Origin of the sequence: Synechococcus sp. R3-13 (genome assembly GCF_047462195.1) — a bacterium.
GTDB lineage: Bacteria > Cyanobacteriota > Cyanobacteriia > Thermostichales > Thermostichaceae > Thermostichus.
Genome location: NZ_JANSIO010000035.1, coordinates 1 through 2,180, shown reverse-complemented (window position 1 = coordinate 2,180; position 2,180 = coordinate 1). Strand labels below are relative to the sequence as shown.

General features: G+C 59.2%; 2 protein-coding genes. One reads left to right on the top strand and one right to left on the bottom strand.

What is annotated here, in order from left to right:
- Window positions 1-261 (bottom strand): MarR family winged helix-turn-helix transcriptional regulator (locus tag NW856_RS01120; RefSeq protein ID WP_414398670.1); only part of this gene is annotated, 261 nt, incomplete at its 3' end.
- A gap of 411 nt (window positions 262-672) precedes the next feature.
- Here NW856_RS01120 and NW856_RS01115 point away from each other — a divergent pair.
- Window positions 673-1,965, top strand: coding sequence for a D-alanyl-D-alanine carboxypeptidase (locus NW856_RS01115; RefSeq protein ID WP_414398668.1), 1,293 nt, complete (start codon window positions 673-675; stop codon window positions 1,963-1,965).
- The last annotated feature ends 215 nt before the right edge of the window (window positions 1,966-2,180 follow it).

Genomic DNA, 2,180 nt, shown 5'->3' with positions numbered 1-2,180 from the left:
TTCCATGCCATCCAACACCCCGGTCATGGTGCCCCCCAACTGCTGCAGGCGCTCACAAATGGTGGAAGTCGGGATCCCGTCTTCTTCCCAAAGGCAGCAGAGCACCACCCAATGGGAGATGGTCAGGCCAAAAGGCTCCAAATGAGACTGCAACTTCCGCCGCACCAATTGAGACAACAGCCGAATGCGGTAGCCCAGGGAGTTGGGGGCGAGAATGTCATGCCACCGTTCCAGGAAAGCCTGCTTTTCCGATTGAACCATCTCCCCGGTTTGACTGTTTCCCATCGGCGGCCTGGAATGCTCGGAATCTAAATCGCCCTATTTTATCTTTTACTGAGGAGAAGGAGAGAAGGAGCTTACGGTTTGCCGAGAAGGTTGTGTGATCTGCAGTACGGCCTAGCCCTTGCACAGCCAACAGACGATCTGCGGCCATTACAGTTGCAAAAGATATCCATAAAGATATCCATCAGGCCATACAACATTTTTTGGCTACCCATCAGGTCACAGCCGACTGGGATCCCTGCCAAGCAAAAGATGGGCTCGCATGAACTGGAGTCGATAGCGCTGGAAGAGGCTGCCACAGAGATTTGCAAAGGCAGTTCGGATGGCACTAGAGTAGCGTCAAGTCTTGCCAGCCTGTCGTCTTTTGCAAGTGTCTTTGGTGAGGTCGTCATGCCGCTTATCCCACAGGGGTTGCGCCCCCATCGTCGTTTCCTCTGGGCAGGGATCCCGTTGGCCGGTGCTTTGGCCTTGGGGGCCTGCTGGAGCAATCGCACGGGTGCCGAAGTCGAGTTTCCCACATCGGCTCAGAATCCTTTCCCCCCCATCCCCACCCCACCGCCGCCGCTGCCTTCCCCAAGTGGAACTCCGGGCCTTCCCCCCTGGTGGCCTCGTGCCCAATCGCCGGAGTGGGAAGATTCCCCTTATGCTCCGGTCTTGTCCGGCTTTTTGCAGGGATTGGCAGCCCAAGGGGGAGCGCTCTCTCAACAGGGGATCCTGCTCTGGACACCGGAAGGGGATCTGTTAGCGGAGCATTTATCGGATCGGCCTTTGCCGGTGGGAGCCTTGGATCAGTTGGCCATCAGCTTGATGGCCCTGGAGACTTGGGGCTATGAACGTCGCTTTGAGACCCGGTTCTACACCACAGGCCATCTTTTGGGCCATCGCTTGACGGGAGATTTGATCCTGGTGGGTGGCGGGGATCCCTACTTCACGGAAGCGAATGTGGCAGAGCTGGCCCACCATTTGCATAGCCTCAACATTCGCCAGATCGACGGGGATGTGAAGGTGTTGTACCCCTTCCACCTGCTGGGCCAACCCGATCCTTTGGCCGGTGCTCGGCGTTTGGCAGAGCTCCTCAGCGATACGCAACAGCCCCACCCGGTTGCCATTCGCGGCTCGGTGTCAACCCTGACAGCCCTGCCCGCGGACGCCCACTGCTTGGCTCGTTATACCTCGCTACGCCTGGGATCCCTGTTGCAAATCCTCAACGGCAGCAACGACCGGACTATGGCAGAAGCCCTGTTGGCGGAACTGGGGGGCAAAACAGCCCTGCTGGAGTACCTGCGGCAGCGGTTGGTGGCTCAGCCCATTTCCCGCCTGGATCCCGACATGGCCCCCGCCGAGCAAGACATTCGCTTTGGACAAAGGGGGCAAGCCCTGTACCTCTCCCCTCGCGCCCTAGCTCACCTCTGGGAGCAGTTGGTGGATCTCACGGACGGGGATCCGACTCGGATCTTGCCCAGAGCGGGCATTGGCCACAGCACCCTGCAGGCGCGCACCTTGCCCCCAGGCACGGTGGCTCAGGTGGGATCCGCTGCGGATCGGCTGATGATGATGGGGCAATTGCCGGATGGCACCCGCTTTATCCTGCTCAACCAAGGCCCCGACCTGGGCATTTTGAGCCAACAACAGGATCAGTTTCTGCGGGAGGTGGCGGCCATTTCCGAGCCCCTTCGCCGCTAATGCCGACAATTAGACTTCTTCTTTATGTACCTCTCCCCCACTTCCCGTTAGGGGGCGAGAGATTGCGGCCTTGCAGCTATGCAGGGCAGAGTAGTGCGCTCGCTACTGACTTGGGCGCATGGAGCCTTCAAAGAGCTGCTGAAGGCGGTGGCTAAGCAGTACGGGAAGCTGGTGATTGAAGTCTCAGCTTACTAGCGCAGGAGCCCCGCCCTCTG

Coding starts and splice junctions, on each gene's coding strand:
- NW856_RS01115 (WP_414398668.1), top strand. CDS start 673: ATGCCGCTTATCCCACAGGGGTTGCGCCCCCATCGTCGTTTCCTCTGG.